We start from the raw sequence: 15,016 nt of genomic DNA on the forward strand, positions 1-15,016 counted from the left end.
AAATCCAAAAACCTCGTCACAACGCATGCCGAAGGCGTGCCGACACATTCCATCTGGGAGGAAACCGATGAAAACCTTTTTGAAGACGACAATGGCTGCCGGGCTTGCCGCCAGCTTCCTGTTCAGCGCAGCTTTCGCGCAGGAACTTGCGCCGCTCAATTCCGATACGGAAAAGGACCGCATGGACTGGTCGCAGCTGGAAGCCAAGCTCGGGCCTTTCCCGAAACTACCTGAGGGCACCAAGGCAGGTGCGGTTTCCAAGACGCTGACCAATGAATATTGGCGCTCGCTGGGTCTGGGATATGAAGCCTTCGGCAAGAAGGTCGGCGTTCCCGTCGCCTATCAGGCCGCACAGAGCGAAGGCGACCAACTGGGTCAGCTGACGATTGCCGAGGGCATGATCACGCAGGGCTATAACGTTCTGCTGGTTTCGCCGCAGACGGATGCCAATCTTCAGCCCGTTATCGAGCAGGCCAAGGCCGCCAATATCCCTGTCGTCAACGTCAACGATGCCGTCATTCCGCAGGCTGAACATTATGTCGGCAACGTTCAGCGCGATAACGGTGTGCGCGTTGCCAAGTGGTTTATCGAAAACCGTCCGCAGGGCGGCAAGGTTGCCATTGTCGAAGGTCAGGCTGGCGTTTACGCTGCCGTTCAGCGCACGGACGGTTTCAAGTCCACCATCACCCAGAACGACAAGTTCAAGGTCGTTGCCAGCGTCCCCGGCAATTGGGATCGTCAGACATCTTACGATGCGGCCACCAACATTCTCAACCAGCATCCTGACCTGATCGGCTTTTACGCCAATAATGACGGCATGGCGCTGGGTATTGTTGAAGCAGTCAAGGCTGCCGGTCTTGCTGGTAAAGTCGCAGTCTTCGGCACTGATGGTATCTCCGACGCTTATGCCTCCATCAAGGCAGGCGAACTCACCGGCACGGTGGACAGCTTCCCGGTTCTGACGGGCGAAGTCGCACTCGAAACTGCGCTGCGTCTCGTCGCCGGTCAGAAATTGCCGCGCGTGGTCGCCACCCCGCAGGCATTGATCACTTCGGATAATCTCAGCCGCTATCAGGGCGAGGGCGTCGATGTGCGCGCCGTGCTGATGGAAGACGCCAAGACTGCCAAGTAACCAACGCTCAGGGAGATGCCGACGTATCCTCGGCATCTCCATTAGCCAAGAGGTGGAACGATGACGCCACGACTGAGATTCGAGACGATTTCCAAGAGCTTTCCCGGCGTCAACGCGCTGACGGACGTTTCCTTCGACGTGGCTCCCGGCGAAATCCACGGACTTCTCGGTGAAAACGGTGCTGGCAAATCCACGCTTTTGCGCATTCTTTCGGGCGTGTTTCGCCCCACATCCGGCACCGTCTTCGTGGACGGAGAGGCCGTTGCCTTCAAAAAGCCGATGGATGCGCGTGCCGCCGGTATCGCGATGATCCATCAGGAGCTTCAGCAGGTGCCGCATTTGAGCGTCGCCCAGAACATGTTTCTCGGACATTCGCTGACGCATATGGGCGGCATGTTCGTCTCCCGCCGCGAACAGGAAGCCCGCGCCGCTGAAGCACTTGCTATGATCGACAAAACAATCGATCCCTCGGCACCGATATCGTCGCTGAAGGTTGCGCAGCGCCAGATCGTCGAAATCGGTCGCGCGCTTCTCGACAAGGCGAAGGTCATCGCCATGGACGAGCCGACATCGAGCCTGACACCCAGTGAGTTCGATCGTCTGGCCGAGGTCATCGCCAGCCTGTCGCAAAGCGGTGTTTCCATTATCTACGTATCGCACAAGATGGATGAGGTGTTCCGCATCTGCCAACGCTCCAGCATCATGCGCGATGGCAAGCTGGTAGACATCGTTGATCTTGCCAAGGTGTCTGAAACCGATGTGATCGCCAAGATGGTCGGTCGCGAATTGATGCAGGAAGAGCATAATTCCTTTGTCACCGATACCGTTAAGCTTCAAGCCAGAAATCTGTCTTCGGCCACCAGAATTCGCGACGTCTCCTTCACGCTGCACAAGGGCGAAGTTCTCGGCATTGCCGGGCTTGTCGGCTCTGGTCGCACGGAACTCCTGCGTCTGCTGGCAGGTGTCGACCGCTTAAGCGAGGGATCGATCAGTATCGACGGCAAGGAGCAGAGTTTCGCCAATCCGCGTGATGCCATCGCCGCCGGTATCGGACTGGTGCCGGAAGAGCGCAAGCGCGAAGGCATCATTCCCTTGCGTCCCGTCGCCACCAATATGGCACTGGCCTCCCTCGGCAGTTTCTCGTCCGGCGGTGTGATCAACAATTCCAAGCTTCGCGCCACCGCGCAGGATTTGCTGAAGCGCGTCAATCTGCGGCCATTCCAGCTGGATCGTCCCATTCGCCTTTTCAGCGGCGGTAACCAGCAAAAGGCGATTATCGCGCGCTGGCTGGCGGCCAAGTCGCAAATCCTGCTGTTTGATGAGCCCACCCGCGGCATCGATGTCGGTGCCAAGTCGGAAATCTATCATCTGATCGAAGACCTCGCCCGTGAGGGCCATTCCATCATCGTCGTATCCTCGGAACTGCCGGAAGTCATCCGTCTGTCTGACCGCGTGCTGGTCATGCGCGAAGGGCGGATTGCTGCGACCATTGAGCGTGATCAACTGAGCGAAAGCGCGATTGTCGCGCATGCCATTCCCGGGGCGAATGCCGATGCGGATGACGCGCGCATTGCGCGACCCGTGTGAACCTACAGGACAACCCATGACCAGAACTTCAAATGCGCCCGCTACCTCCGCTCCGGCCTTCCGCCGCTTCTCGTTTTCGCTGCGCGATGCGGGAACGTTGATCGGCCTCATCGTCATTATGGCGGTGTTTGCGGCCCTCGTTCCCGGCTTCATTTCCGAGCGTAACCTCGTCAACATTCTCCAGCAGTCCAGCATCAATGCCTGCCTTGCGCTCGGTATGACGCTGGTCATCATCTCCGGCGGCATTGATCTGTCGGTTGGCCCGACAGCTGCGATCTCGGCGGTCGTCACCGCCAGCCTGCTGGTCGCGGGGACGCCGATACCGCTGGCAATCCTCGCAGGTCTCGGCGTTGGCGTCCTTTGCGGCTTCGTCAATGGCGCGCTCGTTGCCTATGTTGGCCTGCAACCCTTCATTGTGACACTCGGCACGCTCAGCACTTACCGGGCCATCGCGCTGATCTATACGGGCGGCAATCCCGTTCTTGGCATTCCCGCCGGGTTCCGTTCGCTGTTCAACGGCAATCTCTTCGGCATTCCGACCCCTGTTCTGATCGTCGCTGTCGTCGCCATTGCTGCGTGGATTTTGCTCAAGAAGACACCCATTGGCGAATATCTGATGGCAGTTGGCGGCAATGAAGAGGCGGCCTATGTCGCTGGCGTTCCCATCGCCCGCACCAAGATCACGGCATATGTCATTTCCGGCGGTCTGGCCGCACTTGCCTCACTTATCCTCATCGGTCGCCTTGGCGCAGCCGAGCCCATTCTCGGCAATCTGTGGGAACTGGATGCCATCGCGGCAGCAGCGATAGGCGGTGCATCGCTTATGGGCGGCAAGGGCAGCATTCTCGGGACCATTCTGGGTGCCATCATCTTGGGTGCAATGCGCAATGGTTTGACGTTGATGAATGTTCAGGCCTTCTATCAACTGCTCGCCACTGGCCTTATAATCCTCGTTGCCATGATGATTGATCGTGCGACAAGGGGAAGAGAATGAATTCCGAAAGCTTCGACACAAAGGCCGTCGGCCCACGCATCCGCATGATGATGCCATTGCTGACGCCACTCGAAGCGAAGGTTGTCGATACCGTGTTCGCCATGCGTGATTTCAGCGATGAGACATCGTTGAAACAGATCGCAGACGATGCCGGTGTGTCAGAAGCCATGGTGGTGAAAATCACCAAGAAACTGGGTTTTGCCGGTTATCGCGATTTTCGCACGGCCGTCAGCCAGTATAACCGCCAGCCGACAGCGGAAATGCACCAGGAACTCTCGGTCGATGATACGTCGCTGGAGATCGTGCAGAAGGTGTTCCGGACATCGATCCACGCCTTGGAAGAAACTCTCTCGATCCTCGATATGGTCGCGTTCGAAAAAGCCGCAGACCTCATTCACGGTGCAAAACACCGGGATTTTTACGGTGTCGGCGGTTCGGCGCAGATCGCACGGGATGTCGCCCATAAATTCCTGCGCATCGGCGTGCGCGCCAGCGTGTTTGACGATGTGCACATGATGCTGATGTCGGCAGCGCTGCTGTCCGAAGGCGATATCGCCATTGGCTTTTCCCATTCGGGCAACACGACGGCCATCATCGAGGGACTTCAAGTTGCCAAGCGCAATGGCGCGCAGACGATTGCGGTTACCAACTATAACTCCTCCGCCTTGGCGCAAGCCGCCGATGTCGTCCTTTGCTCCACGGCACAGGGCTCGCCGCTCATGGGCGAAAACGCAGCGGCACGCATCGCACAGCTGAATATTCTCGATGCCGTTTTCATGGCAGTGGCGCAACGCGACTATCAATCGGCCGAACGAAATCTTGACCGGACCATGTCTGCCGTCAAATCCAAACGGAAAGATAAACCTTCATGACATCCTCGCCTCTCGTCACCGTTTTCGGCAGTCTGCATTACGATATTGCCGTCATGGGGCCATCACGGCCACGCAAGGGCGAGACGGTGACCGGTACGTCATGGCACCCCAAGAGCGGCGGCAAAGGCGGCAATCAGGCGGTCTCGGCAGCCCGCACTGGCGTGGCGACCTCGATGATCGGAGCCGTCGCAGATGATGATTTCGGGCGGTTTCTGCTTGCCAATCTGGCACGCAAATGCGTCGATCACAGCTTCGTCCGGCGAGACGCCTCCCAATCCACCGGCATGAGTGTCGCCATTTTTGATGACGAGGGCGATTACGGTGCGGTTATCGTCTCCGGCAGCAACCTGACCCTCGGTGAAGCCGATGTGAGCGCGGCTCGCGAACTGCTGTCCAAAACGACACTCCTCGTCCTCCAGAACGAGATACCCGATGCGGCCAATGTCTTAGGTGCAAAGGCCGTCAAGCAGGCCGGTGGCCGGGTGCTGATCAACGCGGCGCCAGCGCGCCCCTTGTCCAGAGATCTCCAGCCGCTGATCGACATCCTCGTCGTCAATGCTATCGAAGCAGAAATGCTGGCGGGCGTTCCGGTCGTGGAAACGCTTGAAGGCGCGCTTGAAGCTGCAAGGAAGCTCGCGAAGGTCTATCCAGAGGTCGTTGTCACCGCAGGCGGTTCAGGCGTTGCCTATGTCAGTCAGAACGGGGAAGAAATTGCCATCGAAGCCGTCAAGGTGAAGGTCGAAAGCACGCATGGGGCGGGAGATGAGTTCATCGGCGTCCTCGCTGCAGAAATTGCGTCCGACAAAACGATGAACGAGGCGCTTCAAAAAGCAAATGCAGCCGCAGCAAAGCTCGTCGGCACACCTGAAGCTGACAGGATTTAACGCTGTTCGCCAAGGCCATCGGGCTGTGCCGAAAGAAGCTGCTCCTGCTCATGTTCGTCAAAGCCCAATAGATTGCCGTGCTGGCTGCGGCGAAGTTTACGCATGTGGTCTCTGGGGCTCAAGCCCAGCGTGCGCTTGAACATGCGGGAGAAATAAAAGGGGTCGGAGTAGCCGACCTCGGCTGCCGAGGAAGCAACTGATTGTCCCGCCTCGAGGAAATGCATTGCGCGCTCCATTCGTTTGAATTCCTGGTATTTGCGTGGGGTTCGTCCGACGCGTTTCTGGAATTCCCGCAGGAAATAATCGCGGTTGTAGGGTGCGGCATCCGTGGCTTTGCCAGCAATGTCAGGGTCAAGGGGATTCGCCGAAATCATCGTGACGGCTTTCATCACGGCCAAATCCAGGGCCTCGGTTCCGTCTGACTGAAAACTCGGGCGGTCTGTCCATCCAAGGAAAGCATCGTCGATGAAGGCGATCAACAGCACCATGAACAGATGATGCTGGCCGAGCGTGACGGAAGAGGGGGGCGCGCTTTGACGGTAGTGCCGCACCAGAGGCTCAAGAAGCGCCCATCGGCTCAGACGAATCTTGGGCCTCAATTCCATCTGCGCGACAAGGTTGTGTCTGCCATAGATGTCCAGCGAGAAATGCTGGGCGACACCCCTGTAGGTCGTGGCCTGCTCATTCCAGCCGACGAAGCGCTGTCCACGATAGATCAGCATGGCGTCGCCTGGTTCCAGAACCCGTGCCTCGCCATCCACAAGATAATGGCCCTGTCCTTCCAGGCAGATGATGAGATCATCTACCTGATTGGATTTGTCGATCTGCCATGTCCGGGAATGCTCCATCCGGATGGTGGCGCGCGTCAAGTTAAGCTGCAGGGCGGCTGGTGGAATGGAAGACAATATGCCACCTTCAATTTCGTCCATGTTTTTCCTCAACTTTGTTAATTCACCTTGGTCGCAAATTTTGATTTTGTCACGCTACAACTTGCGACACGACGCTTAACACTGAGGGAGGAGATCGGTTTTGGCTGCGGGAGCGACAAAAGTCGCGCGCGCCTTGATCGACTTGGGAGAGACACTTGTACAAAATCGTATTCTATCATTCGCGCTTCTCCGGGGCGCGGGGAGGGAGGCTGTGAAATCTCAGCGCTTTCTGGGCCTGGGATATCTGGCGCCTTACATCATCGGCCTGCTGATATTCACGGCGATACCATTTCTCGGCTCTCTTTATCTCAGCTTCACGCGCTATGACCTGATGAGCGACCCGACATGGACAGGGCTGGCCAATTACGAGCGCCTTTTCACCCGTGACCGCACCTTTATGAAATCGTTGAACGTGACCCTGTTCTACGTGTTTCTGACGGTTCCCATCAAACTCGCCTTCGCGCTCTTTATTGCGGCCATACTCAATTACAAGCTGCAGTTCATCAACTTTTTCCGGACGGCTTTTTACGTTCCCTCGATCCTCGGGGGCTCCATCGCGATTGCAGTGCTCTGGCGCTATATCTTCGCTTCGGAGGGGCTGGCAAACATGGGGCTTGCGGCGATCGGACTGTCGCCGGTGGACTGGTTCGGGGATCCCGGCAATGCGCTTTTCACCATCACGCTTCTGCGCTGCTGGCAGTTTGGCTCCGCAATGGTGATCTTCCTTGCTGCCCTGCAATCCATCGACAAATCGCTCTTTGAGGCTGCGGCCATTGATGGTGCGGGCAAGGTCAGGACATTCTTCTTCATAACCCTGCCGCTTCTGACGCCGGTGATCTTTTTCAATCTCATCATGCAGATGGTCCAGGCGTTTCAGGAGTTCAACGGCCCCTACATCATCACCCAGGGTGGACCGCTGAAATCGACTTACCTGTTGCCCCTCTACATTTACGACGAGGCCTTCAAGAAGTTCAACATGGGCTATGCCTCTGCCATTGCCTGGATCCTCTTCACCATCATCACCGTACTGACTCTCGTGGCCTTCTGGTCCTCGAAGAAATGGGTCTACTACGCTGGCGACAAGCGGAACTGATGCCATGACGGATATCGCAACCCTAAACGACCTTCAGACTGCGCGCCGCGCACGGGTAAGGCTTCTATCGACAACGGTTCGATATGTGTTCCTGTTCGCCGTCGGTCTCATCATGCTGTACCCGCTGATCTGGCTGGTGGGTGCAAGCTTCAAGACGAATTCGGAAATCTTTTCAGGCGCGGGCTTCATACCCGAAAACCCGACCCTCGATGGCTATATACGCGGTTGGGAAACTTCGACGCCCTATACGTTCGGCCGGTTTTTCTGGAACTCGTTCCTGATCATTCTGCCAAAGGTCATCGGCACGGCAATTTCCTGCACCATGGCCGCCTATGCCTTTGCCCGTTTTGATTTTCCATTTAAGAAAATCCTGTTCGGCTCTGTTATTGCCATTCTGCTGTTGCCAAATGTCGTGACACGTATTCCGCAATATATCCTGTTCCGTGACCTCGGCTGGCTCGACAGTTTCCTGCCGCTCTGGGTGCCCTCGGCATTCGCGGGCGACGCCTTCTTTGTCTTCATGCTCGTGCAGTTTCTGCGGTCGCTGCCTGCGGATATGGAAGAGGCCGCGCGCGTTGACGGCGCCAACAGTCTGCAAACGCTGATCTATATTGTTGTTCCCATGCTGGCACCGGCCCTGATTTCGGTTTGCCTGTTCCAGTTCATGTGGACGATGAACGATTTTCTGGGGCCTTTGATCTATCTGTCCTCGGTCGAAAAATATCCGGTGAGCCTCGCGCTCAAACTTTCCATCGATACCACTGAAGCCTTCGAGTGGAACCGCATCCTTGCGATGTCGGTCCTGACGATCGCGCCCGCGCTCATCGTCTTCTTCGCAGCACAACGGTATTTCATTGAAGGGATCTCGTCTGGCGGGGTCAAGGGCTGAACATGGCAAGCGTACAACTGAAAAATCTCGAAAAAGTCTATGGCGGCAGCTTCAAAGCGGTCCATGGCATCAACCTTGAGGTTGAGGACGGCGAGTTCATGGTGTTTGTCGGGCCTTCCGGCTGCGCCAAGTCCACCACCCTTCGCATGGTCGCCGGGCTTGAGGAAATTACCGCAGGCGAAATCCTGATCGGGGACCAGCGGGTCAATGATCTGCCGCCGGGCAAGCGATCCATCGCCATGGTGTTCCAGAACTATGCGCTTTACCCGCACATGAAGGTCCGCGGAAATCTGGCCTTCGGACTGAAAATCGCAGGCGTTGCGAAGCCTGAGATCGAAAAGGCAATCGACAACGTTGCCCGCATTCTGGAGATCGAGCCGCTTCTGGACCGATTGCCGAAGCAGCTTTCCGGCGGGCAGGCGCAACGCGTGGCGCTTGGACGCGCATTGATCAAAAAGCCCGGCGTGTTTCTGTTCGACGAGCCTCTTTCCAATCTGGATGCCAAACTGCGTGCTTCGATGCGCGTGCGTATCACGGACCTTCACCGGCAATTGAAGGCGGATGGTCTGTCTTCGACTGTCATCTATGTGACCCATGACCAGACCGAAGCCATGACCATGGGGGACCGCATCTGCGTCATGCAGAACGGTCGCATCATGCAGGTCGCGACACCGAAGGAACTCTATAACCAGCCGGCCAATCTTTTCGTCGCTGGCTTCATAGGTTCGCCGGAAATGAACCTGATTGACGTCGCGATAGAAGGGTCCGATTTCCTGATTGCGGGCCAGCGGCTGCCGATTGGCGATCATTTGGAAAAGCGCCTGACTGCCAGACCGAAGGATGCCGTCGTGGGCATCCGGCCTCAGCATCTTTCTCTTGCGATGAAGGATGAGGGGCCATCGCTACAGGCCAAGCTCACCAATGCGGAGTTCATGGGACACGAGGTTTACCTTCACGCCGATCTTGGCGGCCAGAAGGTGGTGAGCGTCGTTGGCGCTGCCGAGTTTGAGGAGCTTGGCAAGTCAGGGGATCTGCGGCTGAAACCGGACCCTGAGAAGCTGCACATTTTCGACAAGGCCGATGGCCGCAACGTCTCGATATGAGCGCGGCGAGAAGTTTCAAGTTTTCGAGGAGGAGGAATACACAATGAGCAAGCTGAAAAGAACCGCGATCCTGCTGGCTGCCGGTGCCTATGCCACGATGGCTGTGGCCCCTGTGGCCAGTGCCGCAGAACTGCGCATGTCCTGGTGGGGCGGCGATAGCCGACATGTTGCGACCCAGAAGGCGATTGCCGCCTGCGGTGAGAAGCATGGGCACACTGTGAAGGGCGAATTCACCGGTTTTGATGGCTATCTGGAAAAGCTGACCACGCAGATGGCGGGCAAGACGGAGGCCGATATCGTTCAGGTCAACTGGCCATGGCTGCCGCTTTTTTCCAAGAATGGCGAGGGATTTGCGGATCTGCGACAGCTCAAAGGGCTCGATCTGTCGCAGTGGGCCGAAACCGACCTAGAGGCCGGATCGATGAACGGCGTGTTGCAGGGACTGTCGGTGTCCACGACGGGCCGCGTGTTCTTCTTCAATGCCACGACCTTTGAAAAGGCTGGCGTTGCCATTCCAAAAACCTGGGACGAGTTCTTTACCGCCACCAAGACCATCAAGGAAAAGCTCGGCAAGGACTACTACACCTTCAATGCCGTGAAAGAGACAGCCCAGCTTCTAGTCACGCTCGCAGTCGTCCAGAAGACCGGCAAGGATCTGGTCGATGAAAGGACCAACCGGGTTGCATGGACGCCGGAGGAACTTGCGGGCGCAATTTCCTTCCTCGGCAAACTGGTTGAAAGCGGTGCCATCCGGTCTCAGAAGGAAGAGGCGAGCGACGGCAATGTCAATCTCTACGAGAAACCTTCCTGGTCGGAAGGCCGTATTGCCGGCTCGTATGAGTGGGACTCGACCTATTCGAAATATGCCGATCCTTTGAAGGAGGGTCAGGTCTTGAAGCCCGTGCCGATGTTGAAGCAGGCTGATGCCGTGACCGAAGGCGTCTATCGCAAGCCGTCCATGGTGTTTTCGATTTCGCGCAACTCCAAGAACCCTGACGCTGCGGCGCAAATCGTCAATTGCCTGCTGAACGAACCGGAAGGCATCGATGCGCTCGGCACCTCGCGTGGTCTTCCTGCATCCAAGGCAGCGGCGCAGCGTCTCGGCGAGAAGGGAGAGCCGGAGGTTCGTGCGGCAAACGCCATCGTCATGGCAGCCTCCGGCCCCGTCGTATCGCCCTTCAACGAACACCCGGAAATCCGCTCGGCCTTCATCGATACGCTGGAAGAATATGCCTATGGCCAGCTTACGGCTGAGGAGGCCGCAGAGCAGATCATCGATTCCACCAACGATGTTCTGGCGAAATTCGACTGATGCGGCCGGGCCGTTGTCGATCACAGCGGCCCAGCCACTCTTTGCTGACCAAGCACTGCCTTCGCCGACGTTCATGGCGGGGGCTTGTACAACACGAGACCAAACATGAACCGACCATCGCTCATCGCGCATTCTGCACGAACGGCAGCGCTATGCCTTCCCGTTCCCGGCTCGCGCTATCATCTCCCCGCGGCGATTGCCTGGCGGCTGTCCTCGCCTGACGTCGATCATGGCGAACGGTTTGGCCACACCCATACGGTCGTGATGCTGTTGCATGATTTGCAGCCTGATACGCAGTACCGGTTCGAGGCGGATGGTTTCGAAAGTCTCGAGTTCCGCACGATGCCTTGCGTTGGTCTCGTGGATGCAGCGTCGTTTGCTATTTCACCCGATGTGGCACTAGACGACGCTAACGCCGCACGCGAAAATGCGGATGCTTTCGCGCAAGCCGTTGCAGCCGTTCCGAAAGGCGGCAGTTTGTATATACCGGCGGGTATCTGGACCACTTACCCTTTGCGACTGAAGAGCGACATGACCCTGCATCTGGCCAAGAGTGCGGTACTTCGTGCGCCCTCCACCCGCGCTGGCTGGCCGATCCTACCGGCGCGTGACGCCGACGGTCGTATGCTGGGCAGCTGGGAAGGACTGCCGGATGCCTGTTTTGCTGCTCCTCTCCATGCCATCGCGGCAGAGAACCTTGTCATCGAAGGCGAGGGTGTTCTGGATGGTTCCGGCGACAAGGGGGACTGGTGGATATGGCCCAAGGAAAGCCGCGACGGCGCGCGCCGAGCGCGCGGCCTGCATCTCGTTTCCTGCGAAAATGTGAAGCTTTTCGCCTTCACCATTCAAAACGCGCCCTCCTGGACTATCCACCCGCAGGGTTGCGACGGTCTGGTGGCCGCTGGCCTTTCCATCATGGCACCTCACGACAGTCCGAACACGGATGGTTTCAACCCGGAAAGCTCTCGCAACATTGAGATTGCTGGCGTGCGCTTTTCCGTTGGCGACGATTGCATCGCAGTCAAGGCGGGCAAGCGCGGCTCCAGTGGCGAAGAGGGTCATCTGGCAGAAACACGGGCGATCCGTATCCGCCACTGCCTCATGGAGCGCGGCCATGGCGGGCTGGTGATCGGCTCGGAAATGTCCGGCGGCGTTCACGATGTGACGATGGAGGACTGCGAGATGATCGGAACGGATCGCGGTTTGCGCCTCAAGACGAGACGCGGACGCGGCGGCACCGTCAGCAATATCACGATGCGCCGCGTGTTGTTGGACGGTGTCCAAACGGCCCTCTCGGCCAATGCGCATTATCACTGCGACGCCGATGGTCATAGCGACCGGGTACAATCGAGACTGCCCGCCGAGGTCGATAGCGGCACGCCGCAAATCGAGAAAATCCTGGTGGAAGATATCGAGATTCGAAATTTGTCCCATGCTGTGGGCGTTTTTCTCGGGCTTCCCGAAGCACCTATCCGCGATGTCGAGATCAGAAGACTCAAGGTCGTGTCTCTTGATCCCGATGCGGTGGCGACAGCGCCCATCATGGCGGACCAAGTGCGGGCCATGCGGCATGAGATGATCGTCGGCGAGCATGCCAACATATCCTGCGATGATCCCGCACTGCTAAGCCGCGCTCCCATTTCCAATGTTTCACAAGCCGATTGAGCCACAGATGACAGTCATCGACTATTTTGAGCAATTCATCAGCCGCTATCAGCACTATAAGGGTGGAAGCTGGTGCTATGAGGATGGCTGCATCTATCGCGGCTTGCAGCTTCTCCATGACGCAACGGGTGAGAAGCGCTGGGACGATCATTTGCATCGTCTGGCGGATCAGCAGATTGCGGAGGATGGTGCGCTGGCGGGTTACGACCCCCTCGAATACAACATCGATCACATATTGGCGGGGCGCGTTCTCTTTCCTTTGGCCGCCGCAACGGGAGACAGCCGATACCTAAAGGCGGCCGATCATCTTGCGGGCCAGCTTAAGACGCATCCCAGAATTCCTGCTGGAAATTACTGGCACAAGAAGCGCTATCCGCACCAGCTGTGGCTAGACGGGCTTTATATGGGGTTACCCTTCCAGATCGAATATGCACAGGCAACAGGTCGCGCCGAACTCATTGCGGACGCGTTGCAACAGCTTTCGACGGCGCTGGCGCTGACGGAAAATCCTGGTGGGTTTTACGTTCATGGCTATGATGATAGCCGCGACCAGAGGTGGGCCGACCCGGTGACCGGTCGATCTCCAGCCCTTTGGGGGCGGTCTCTGGGTTGGCTGGCCATGGCCCTTGTAGACTGCCTGACGATATTACCAGACGATGAGGCAACCGCGTCGCTGCGAAAACGCACGCGGATACTTCTGACGGACGTCATGGACCGTCAGACTGCGAATGGCCTGTGGATGCAGGTCTTCGACGCCCCCGATCTAGTTGGCAACTACGAAGAAACATCAGCGTCTGCCATGTTCGCATATGCCCTGCTGCGGGGATCGCGGTTGAAGGTGTTGGATGCAGATGAAGCAGCGAGCGCGCTAAAAGCGGGAAGCCGGGCCTTGAATGCCTTGATCGAGACGAAGCTTGAGCAAGATCAGTACGGACGATCACAGCTGTGCGGCATAGTCCACGTTGCTGGTCTCGGTGGTTTCGATGGTAATTATCGCGATGGCTCACCGGAATATTATCTGACCGAGCCAGTGGTCAGTGACGATGCCAAGGGCGTGGGTCCGTTGATGATGGCATATGCCGAGCACCTGCTGGCAAAGAAATCCGCCTGATGCTTTGCGATTTCAGTTCAACGCTTCGGAACGCTGCTTCGTAAGCGACGATTGTTCGCGCGGCAGATAGTTTCCTTGGGGGGTGGGTTCGGCAAAAGCTCCGTCCTCCATAATGGTCTTGCCGCGCAACAGCAGCCGCACCGGCCAGCCCCGGATATCCAGCCCCTCGTAAGGCGTATAATCGGCGCCATGGTGCAGCATGTCATTGGTGAGCGTGACGCGCTTGTTCGGGTCCCATAAGGCGATATCGGCATCCGCCCCAACGGCAATCGTGCCTTTGCGCGGGTAGAGGCCATAGAGTTTGGCGTGATTGGTCGAAGTGACGGCGACGAACTGGTTGATGTCTATCCGGCCCTTCATCACGCCTTCGGAAAACAGGATGGGCAGGCGGGTGGCGACGCCGGGGATGCCGTTCGGAATCCAGCGGAAATGCCGCTTGCCTTTCTCGTTCAGTTTTCCCTCCGGGTCATCGAAGCGGAACGGGCAGTGGTCGGAGGAGAACAGGTCGAACACGCCCTGCTCGATGCCTTCCCAGCAAGCATCCTGGCTCGCCTTGTCGCGCGGCGGCGGGGAGCAGACATATTTGGCACCTTCCATCTCGCTTTGGTCGAGATCGTCGGCGGTCAACATCAGATATTGCGGGCAGGTTTCGCCAACAATCTTCTGACCGCGCTGACGGGCTCTGCGGATTTCTTCCATCGCCTCTCGGTTGGAGACGTGAACGATGACGATGGGGACATCGACGATCTCTGCAAGCGAGAGCGCCCGGTGCGTCGCCTCTCGCTCGGCGGCAATGGGGCGTGTTGTGGCGTGGTATTTCGGTTCGAATTTGCCGTCTTCCTCATGGCGACCGATGAGGTAGCGGATGGCGTCCTCATTCTCACAGTGAACCATCACGAGAGCGCCGGTACGGCGGGCCGTATCCAGCGTGGCGAGGATTTCATCGTCGCGGAGCCGCAAGCCCTCATAGGTCATGAAAACCTTCAGTGAGGTGTAGCCATCCTCAACCAGCGCCGGAAGCTCCTGCCCCAGAACTTCGGCAGTCGGGTCGGTGATGACGAGGTGGAAGGAAACGTCCACATGGCATTTGCCTTCGGCCTTTGCGTGATAGACCTTCAACGCCTCGCGCAGGGACTGACCCTTTTCCTGCATGCAGAAGGCTAGAACTGTGCTGTTGCCGCCAATGGCGGCGGAGCGAGTGCCGCTGTCGAAATCATCGGCCATGACGATGCCATCCCCGGAGGGCTGGTCGAGATGGACATGGCTGTCGATGCCGCCGGGCAGGACGAAGAGGCCGGTGGCGTCGATCACCTCGTCGGCGTCGGTCAGTTCAGCGGCAAGTGCGACGATACGACCATCCTTGATGCCGACATCGCTGACGAACGTGTCGCTCGCCGTCACCACGGTTCCGTGCCTGATCACCGTATCGAAACACATCATTCTCT

The 15,016-nt window shown here is 57.8% G+C and carries 13 protein-coding genes; 11 read left to right on the forward strand and 2 right to left on the reverse strand.

Going from position 1 to position 15,016, the window contains the following annotated elements; genetic code table 11:
* Positions 1 to 67: 67 nt before the first annotated feature.
* From ABUK73_RS19340 to ABUK73_RS19360, 5 genes are read left to right on the forward strand one after another with little or no spacing between them, the layout of a single operon-like run.
* Positions 68 to 1,132 carry a sugar ABC transporter substrate-binding protein gene (locus ABUK73_RS19340; protein WP_353578721.1) on the forward strand — a complete coding sequence of 355 codons (1,065 nt, stop codon included), beginning with the start codon at positions 68 to 70 and terminating at the stop codon, positions 1,130 to 1,132.
* A 60-nt stretch (positions 1,133 to 1,192) separates the two neighbouring features.
* Positions 1,193 to 2,719, forward strand: coding sequence for a sugar ABC transporter ATP-binding protein (locus ABUK73_RS19345; protein ID WP_353578722.1), 1,527 nt, complete (start codon positions 1,193 to 1,195; stop codon positions 2,717 to 2,719).
* A 16-nt stretch (positions 2,720 to 2,735) separates the two neighbouring features.
* Entirely contained in the window at positions 2,736 to 3,713 is a 978-nt protein-coding gene (locus tag ABUK73_RS19350) for an ABC transporter permease (protein ID WP_353578723.1), read from the forward strand.
* Positions 3,710 to 4,585 carry a MurR/RpiR family transcriptional regulator gene (locus ABUK73_RS19355; RefSeq protein WP_353578724.1) on the forward strand — a complete coding sequence of 292 codons (876 nt, stop codon included), beginning with the start codon at positions 3,710 to 3,712 and terminating at the stop codon, positions 4,583 to 4,585. The genes ABUK73_RS19350 and ABUK73_RS19355 overlap by 4 nt, the downstream gene beginning before the upstream one ends.
* Positions 4,582 to 5,469, forward strand: coding sequence for a ribokinase (locus ABUK73_RS19360; RefSeq protein WP_353578725.1), 888 nt, complete (start codon positions 4,582 to 4,584; stop codon positions 5,467 to 5,469). Before ABUK73_RS19355 ends, ABUK73_RS19360 begins: the two co-directional genes overlap by 4 nt.
* Here the strand turns inward: ABUK73_RS19360 and ABUK73_RS19365 are convergent.
* A complete protein-coding gene (locus tag ABUK73_RS19365) occupies positions 5,466 to 6,398 on the reverse strand; it encodes a helix-turn-helix transcriptional regulator (RefSeq protein ID WP_353578726.1) in 933 nt (310 codons plus the stop codon). The two genes, ABUK73_RS19360 and ABUK73_RS19365, sit on opposite strands and share 4 nt — an antisense overlap.
* A gap of 211 nt (positions 6,399 to 6,609) precedes the next feature.
* Between ABUK73_RS19365 and ABUK73_RS19370 the strand changes: the two genes are divergently transcribed.
* The 6 genes from ABUK73_RS19370 (at position 6,610) to ABUK73_RS19395 (ending at position 13,571) form a co-directional block, all read left to right on the forward strand.
* Positions 6,610 to 7,491 carry a carbohydrate ABC transporter permease gene (locus tag ABUK73_RS19370; RefSeq protein WP_353578727.1) on the forward strand — a complete coding sequence of 294 codons (882 nt, stop codon included), beginning with the start codon at positions 6,610 to 6,612 and terminating at the stop codon, positions 7,489 to 7,491.
* A 4-nt stretch (positions 7,492 to 7,495) separates the two neighbouring features.
* Positions 7,496 to 8,380: a carbohydrate ABC transporter permease gene (locus ABUK73_RS19375; RefSeq protein ID WP_353578728.1), complete on the forward strand. Its 885-nt coding sequence runs from the start codon at positions 7,496 to 7,498 to the stop codon at positions 8,378 to 8,380.
* Between the two features lie 2 nt (positions 8,381 to 8,382).
* A complete protein-coding gene (locus ABUK73_RS19380; RefSeq protein WP_353578729.1) occupies positions 8,383 to 9,483 on the forward strand; it encodes an ABC transporter ATP-binding protein in 1,101 nt (366 codons plus the stop codon).
* A gap of 43 nt (positions 9,484 to 9,526) precedes the next feature.
* Positions 9,527 to 10,795, forward strand: coding sequence for an ABC transporter substrate-binding protein (locus ABUK73_RS19385; RefSeq protein ID WP_353578730.1), 1,269 nt, complete (start codon positions 9,527 to 9,529; stop codon positions 10,793 to 10,795).
* A 105-nt stretch (positions 10,796 to 10,900) separates the two neighbouring features.
* Entirely contained in the window at positions 10,901 to 12,460 is a 1,560-nt protein-coding gene (pglA, locus tag ABUK73_RS19390) for a polygalacturonase PglA (protein ID WP_353578731.1), read from the forward strand.
* A gap of 7 nt (positions 12,461 to 12,467) precedes the next feature.
* On the forward strand, positions 12,468 to 13,571 hold the full coding sequence (locus ABUK73_RS19395; protein ID WP_353578732.1) for a glycoside hydrolase family 88/105 protein: 1,104 nt from the start codon (positions 12,468 to 12,470) through the stop codon (positions 13,569 to 13,571).
* Positions 13,572 to 13,583: 12 nt separating this feature from the next.
* On the opposite strand, the gene hydA is transcribed toward ABUK73_RS19395, so the two are convergent.
* Positions 13,584 to 15,008, reverse strand: coding sequence for a dihydropyrimidinase (gene hydA / locus ABUK73_RS19400; protein ID WP_353578757.1), 1,425 nt, complete (start codon positions 15,006 to 15,008; stop codon positions 13,584 to 13,586).
* Between the last annotated feature and the right edge of the window lie 8 nt (positions 15,009 to 15,016).

The sequence above is a fragment of the Agrobacterium vacciniicorymbosi genome (assembly GCF_040427045.1).
Classification (GTDB): domain Bacteria; phylum Pseudomonadota; class Alphaproteobacteria; order Rhizobiales; family Rhizobiaceae; genus Agrobacterium.